We start from the raw sequence: 6,123 nt of genomic DNA on the forward strand, positions 1-6,123 counted from the left end.
CCTGCACGGCAGAAGACTCAGACGCTTAGTATGACCCGGCGAAACGACCGCACCAGGCACGACCATGCAGCCGCCCCGCTGGCAGTCTGTCCGTTCGTCCCTCCCTCCATTCATCCCTCCCACCCACACAAAAAAAGAGCCCCCAGGCCCAAACACCCGGGAACTCTCCCCAAAACGCAAAACTCAAATTTCCAATTATCATCAATCATTACCAGTTGTCACCAACCATCACCCAACACGCAGCCGAAACTTCTGAATCTCCTTCTCACTGGAAACCCTCTCAATCTCAGCCCCAAGACTCCTGAGCTTCTCCTCAAAATTCTCATACCCACGCTGGATATAAACAATATCATCAACAACCGTAACACCCTCAGCAGCCAGCCCTGCAATAACAAGCGCAGCCCCCGCACGAAGATCCGGCGCACTCACACGCGCCCCCGTAAGCTTCCTCACACCATCAATAATAGCAGAGTTCCCCTCCACCTTAATATTGGCACCCATCCGGGAAAGCTCATCCGCATACTTAAACCGGTTCTCAAAAATACTCTCAGTAACAATACTCGTACCCTCAGCCAAAGCCAAAGTAACCGCGATCTGCGGCTGCATATCCGTAGGATAACCAGGATAAGGCAACGTCTTCACATGCGTACGATGAAGCACATGCGGCGCACGGACACGAACCGCATCATCAAACTCCTCAACCTCACACCCGATCTCCTCAAGCTTAGCAGTAGTAGCCTCAAGATGCTTAGGAATAACATTACGAACAGTAACATCACCACGAGTAGCCGCAGCAGCAAACATAAACGTACCAGCCTCGATCTGGTCCGGAATGATCGAATACTCCGTACGATGAAGCGTCTCAACACCACGGATACGGATCACATCCGTACCAGCACCCTTGATATTCGCCCCCATACTGTTCAGGAAATTCGCCACATCAACAACATGCGGCTCCCTCGCAGCATTCTCAATGATCGTACGACCAGTCGCCATAGAAGCAGCCATCATAATATTAATAGTAGCACCAACAGAAACCACATCCAGGAAAATATGGCTGCCATGCAGATTCTCCGCCTTGGCAACAATAGCACCATGACAGATATCAACATCCGCACCAAGAGCACGGAAACCCTTCAGATGCTGGTCGATCGGCCTGCTGCCGATATTACATCCACCCGGAAGCGGAACCTCCGCATGCTTATACTTACCAAGCAAAGCACCCAGAAGATAATAAGAAGCACGGATCTTCTTGATAAACTCATAATCCACGCTGAGATTGCCGATAGTAGAACCGTTGATCTTTACAGTAGACTTATCAATACGCTCAACCTGAGCCCCGATCTCGGAGATCGCCTCAAGCAGAACATTGATGTCCCTAACATCTGGCAGATTCTCGATCAATATAGTTTCATCAGTCATAATGGCTGCTGACAATATCGCAAGCGCCGCATTCTTCGCACCCGCAATATCCACTTCTCCAACCAGAGGATTGCCGCCTTTAATCACATACTGTTCCATAACACACCTCTATTATTTACTCCTCTATGAGCAGAAACTTTCTCTGAATTTACTGCAGGAACAAACGTTCCGCAATACCGTTTTTTAGGTCAGTTGTATATTATAACACATATTTCAGATTTGTAAACAATTTATGACGAAAACCTGTCACAACCCATTACCCGAAACACTCCAGCAAACCGTTTCCACAAGCCAACAGTTACGCCTTATCTCCCCTGTTCTTCAGTGCCTCAAGCACAACCTGGAGACTCCCCTCCAGATCCTTATCCTCTTCATCCACCACAATGTCCGCATATTTCTCATACAAAGGAACACGCTCATCATAAAGACTCGCCAGCGTCTGCCCCTCCTTGAGCACAACACCACGCCCCTTAAGATTACCAAGACGCCTGGAAAGAAGCTCCAGCGAGATCTTAAGATACACCACAACACCCTCAGACTTCAGATGCTGCATAGCCTCATCGCAGTAAACCACACTTCCACCGGTAGCGATCACCGTATTCTCCACCTGGATCGAAGCATTCACACGATTCTCGATCGCCTTGAAGCCCTCCGTACCCTCATCTGCAATGATCTTACTCAAAGTCCTCTTCTCCGCCTTCTGGATCAGAAGATCTGAGTCAATAAACTGGTACCCAAGTACCTTCGCAAGTACGACACCGATGCTGCTCTTCCCCGCACCAGGCATCCCTATCAGTGTAATATTATTCATACTGTATCCTTTCATTTTAGCATAACAGCTGCCAAACCTCAACAAACGTTACGGCTCCGCAGAACCTACCGTTTCTCTCTCCCTGCCTTCCCCGACGTCTTTAATTTCCCTGACATCCCTGGCTTTCCTGACATCCCCGGCTTTCCTGACATCTTCAACTTCCCTGACGTCCCTGGCTTTCCTGACGTCTTCAACTTCCCTGACATCCCTGCCTTCTTTGATTCCCTGTCTGCTTCCCTATCTGATTTCTTATCCAACTTCTTCTGCATCTGCTTCTTCTTTACGCTGTAGCCGAAGGTTCCCACCTTCCGGCCACCCGCCAGATACTCCCCATGGGAATAAACCAGAAGACCCGCATCATTGAGACGAAACCTGTTGTTTTTATCCATATAAGCTTCATCCGCATGGACCGCAAGCACATCCGCAAGAAACATGTCATGAGACCCCAGCTCCTTCACCTCACGCACCCTGCACTCGATTGAAACCGGAGCCTCCCCGATCATCGGTGCAGAAACAAACTGCGCTTTCTCTTTCGTAAGGTTCAGCTTTCGGAACTTGTCCACATCACGTCCCGAACGGACCCCGCAGAAATCCGTTGCAAACGCCAGCTTCTCCGTTGTCAGATTGATCACAAATTCACCCGTTTTCCGGATCATATCATAGGAATAACGGGAAGGTCGGACAGAAATATAAGCCATCGCCGGATTGGTACACACCGTACCCGTCCACGCAACCGTTATGATATTATCATGCCCCTCACCATCGGTAACACTCACCATTACAGCCGGCAGCGGATAGATCATGTTCCCCGGCTTCCATAACTGTTTCGCCATTTTCCGTCACCTCTTATGCATAATCGCTGTTCATCAGCTGAGCAGCCTCCATCATAGCCGGAATCAGCTGCTTCTTTCTGGAAACCACACCCGGCAGACTGAAGGTATCTCCATCCGGTTTCCGCTCAAAAGCGATCTCCGCCATCTGCTGGCTGCCCTCCCCGTAAAACAGAAGCTCTGTAGACTCCTCCAGGATATTCGTCAGCATAAAATAAACTCTCGTGATATCATGACGGCCACACTCACTCACCATAAACGGCATCAGCTTCTCCTTGATCTCCTTAAGCTCCTCGCTGTCCATGGAACTGATCTGACCCACACCAAAGGAAACATTACCCTCACCGATAAACTTCTTGTAATCCTGATAAAAAATCTCCTCCGGAGACTTATCCTTCAGATTACTTCCCGCAGAAAACATCTCTCGGGCAAACTCCTCGATCTTGATCCCCGCGATCAGCGCAAGAGCACTGGCAGCGATCTTATCCGTCTGCGTACAGGTCGGTGAACGGAACATCAATGTATCCGAAATAATAGCCGCACAGAGAAGCCCCGCGATCTTTTCCGGGATCTCCAGTCTCTGCTCTCCGTAGATTTCATAAAGGATCGTACCCGTACATCCCACCGGCTCATTACGAAAAGCAACCGGCGTCATGGTCTGCAAGGTACCCAGCTTATGATGATCGATGATCTCAAGGATCTCCGCCTTCTCGATATTATCAACAGCCTGATCCACCTCATTATGATCCACAAGAACCACTTTCTTTTTATGCATATCCAGAAAATTACGTCTGGAGATCGTACCGATACACTTACCATGAGGATTGATCACCGGAAACGCCCTGTGACGGTTTTTGATCATAACATCCTGGATATCATCCGTAAAATCCTCGGTATTAAACGTAACCATGTTATCCCGCTTCATAACAAAGCTGACCGGAATACTCTGATTGATCAGACGCGCAATATTAAACGTATCATACGGAGACCGGATGATCACGATATTCTTCTCATGAGCAAGCTTTATAACCTTCTCGGAAACCACGATATTCAGCCCCACGATGATACAGCTTACATTCTGGCTGATCGCCTGAAGATGATCCTCCTCACGGTCACCCATGATGATCATATCATCCTCCTCAACGTAGCCCTCCAGCATCTTCGGGTTGGCAGTACCGACAAGCACACGCCCCTTCACAAAATATCCGTGTCCGTTACCTTCCACCACTTCACCGCCAACAGTCTCGGCAATTCTCTGATACTGCGTCCTCGCATTGGAAAGAAGATAACTGTCTGTAGTATCCATATAGGTCTTTGCGATATCACCAATCGTCACAAGCCCCTCCAGACACCCATCCTTATCACGGATCGGAAGAGAAACGATCCCGTTCTCCTGCATCAGATCCCAGGTATTCTTCAGCGACATATTCTTATCCGCCTGCGGACTGGTCCGGATATCCATATCCTTGACCTGCGTACCGATATTTCCCAGATAAGCCGGCGGCTGTACGCCAAAACGGTTCAGCACATACCTGGTCTCCTCATTGATCTGCCCCGCTCTCTTCGGGATATATTTTTTATTCTGCGTAGTTCTGTTTTTAATATCCGCATAAGCAATAGCCGAACAGATGGAATCCGTATCCGGATTCTTATGTCCGATTACAAATATTCTCTCCGGTTTTTTCATACACATCCATCCTTTTTCATCCAAAATAATCATAATTTAATATTTGCAAACAAAGCACCCAGGGAAGTAGTAGCCTCTTCCCCCGACTCCGGAAGCTCAAAAGACTCCTTCTCAACCTCCTTAGCCATCAGATCCGATGCCTCTTTAATACTCAGGCTCAGCTTACCATCCTTGATCGCGATAACCTTCACCTTAACCTTATCCCCAACACTCAAAACCTCAGAAGGCTTCCGGATCCTCTTCTCACAGATCTGAGAAATATGCACCAGCCCGGAAACCCCGTTCCCAAGCTCCACAAAAGCACCATACGGCTGCAAACTCTCAACCGTACCCTCCGTCACAAAGCCAACCTGGATATTGGAAATCTTATTCCGTTTCTCCACCTCAGCCCTCTCACGAAGAATCTCCCTCGCCGAAAGCACCAGCCTCTTCTTCGCCTTATCAGCCTCGATCACCCGCACCTGGATCGGCTTATTCAGAAACACCTCAGTATCCTCAACAAACTCCAAAGCAAGCCTGGATGCCGGAATAAAACCACGGACACCCTCAACATAAGCAATGGCACCCCCGTTAACGATTCCCTTCACAACAACATCCAGCACCTCACCCGAATCCTGAAGCTCCTTCAGCCTGTCCCAGGCAAGCACATCCGCAGCATCTGCTCTGGAAAGAAGAATATTCCCCTGACCATCATCCCTGCGAAGAACCATCGCCTGAACCTCATCCCCCGGCTGAACAGCCTCTTTAATATTAAACCCCGGCACCCGGGAAAACTCCTCCACCGGAATAAAACCCTCAGCATAAAACTTAAGGTCAAGAACAACCCCCGACTCATCCACACTCACAACAGTCCCTGAGATAATATCACCCTCATCGATCCTCTTAAAAGAAGCCTCCAGCTCCCTCTCAAAATCCTTCATAGACTCCGCCATATCCAGACCTCCCATTCAAACAAAAACCCAACCACCGCCGCCCCAAACCAGACGACAGCACTATAATCCTAATCATTATAGCATGCACACCCCACCCGCGCTATATTTTTTGCACTGGAAATTTCTTACCCCCTTTATTTCTCTCCAACACACAGGACAGACTCAGATCAGCCCATTTATCACACCCTTGATGCTTTCTTTATTTCTCTCCAACGTACAGGACGGACTTAGTACAATTCCAGAATTTCTTTGTAGTGCATCCTTTTTGTTTCTCTCCAACGCACAGGACGGACTGCCGGAGGGGCGGCTACATGGTCGGGACCCGGTGCGTCGGAGTAAGCCGCTGGTCATACTTAGCGCCTGAGGCTTCTGACGGGAAGGTACTCTGCGGCCACAAGCCGCAGAGTAAGCCCCATCTGTCTGAGCCAGGTACGCATCAGC

At 49.1% G+C, this 6,123-nt stretch carries 5 protein-coding genes and 1 pseudogene; all 6 read right to left on the reverse strand.

Annotated features, from left to right (window positions below):
* Positions 1-228: 228 nt before the first annotated feature.
* The gene (locus LKD46_RS16420) at positions 229-1,521 is read right to left on the reverse strand and encodes a UDP-N-acetylglucosamine 1-carboxyvinyltransferase (protein ID WP_092073580.1); all 1,293 of its coding nucleotides are present in this window, start codon (positions 1,519-1,521) and stop codon (positions 229-231) included.
* A gap of 199 nt (positions 1,522-1,720) precedes the next feature.
* Positions 1,721-2,233, reverse strand: coding sequence for a shikimate kinase (locus tag LKD46_RS16425; protein WP_022426930.1), 513 nt, complete (start codon positions 2,231-2,233; stop codon positions 1,721-1,723).
* 245 nt (positions 2,234-2,478) lie between these two features.
* Positions 2,479-3,066 (reverse strand): annotated as a pseudogene (locus tag LKD46_RS16430) (flavin reductase family protein); the annotation flags it as partial.
* Between the two features lie 13 nt (positions 3,067-3,079).
* Positions 3,080-4,750, reverse strand: a complete 1,671-nt coding sequence (locus tag LKD46_RS16435; protein ID WP_044961512.1) for a putative manganese-dependent inorganic diphosphatase — start codon at positions 4,748-4,750, stop codon at positions 3,080-3,082.
* Positions 4,751-4,779: 29 nt separating this feature from the next.
* Complete coding sequence (locus LKD46_RS16440; protein ID WP_227574382.1) at positions 4,780-5,682, reverse strand: 30S ribosomal protein S1; 903 nt, start codon at positions 5,680-5,682, stop codon at positions 4,780-4,782.
* A gap of 162 nt (positions 5,683-5,844) precedes the next feature.
* A partial coding sequence (locus tag LKD46_RS16445; RefSeq protein ID WP_227574383.1) for a hypothetical protein occupies positions 5,845-6,123 on the reverse strand: 279 nt, incomplete at its 5' end.

The sequence above is a fragment of the Blautia fusiformis genome (assembly GCF_020686995.1).
Lineage (GTDB): Bacteria > Bacillota > Clostridia > Lachnospirales > Lachnospiraceae > Blautia_A > Blautia_A fusiformis.

Bases quoted from the DNA above. Each gene is read 5' to 3' on its own strand.
- LKD46_RS16420 (WP_092073580.1), bottom strand. From the start codon at position 1,521: ATGGAACAGTATGTGATTAAAGGCGGCAATCCTCTGGTTGGAGAAGTG.
- LKD46_RS16425 (WP_022426930.1), bottom strand. From the start codon at position 2,233: ATGAATAATATTACACTGATAGGGATGCCTGGTGCGGGGAAGAGCAGC.
- LKD46_RS16435 (WP_044961512.1), bottom strand. From the start codon at position 4,750: ATGAAAAAACCGGAGAGAATATTTGTAATCGGACATAAGAATCCGGAT.
- LKD46_RS16440 (WP_227574382.1), bottom strand. From the start codon at position 5,682: ATGGCGGAGTCTATGAAGGATTTTGAGAGGGAGCTGGAGGCTTCTTTT.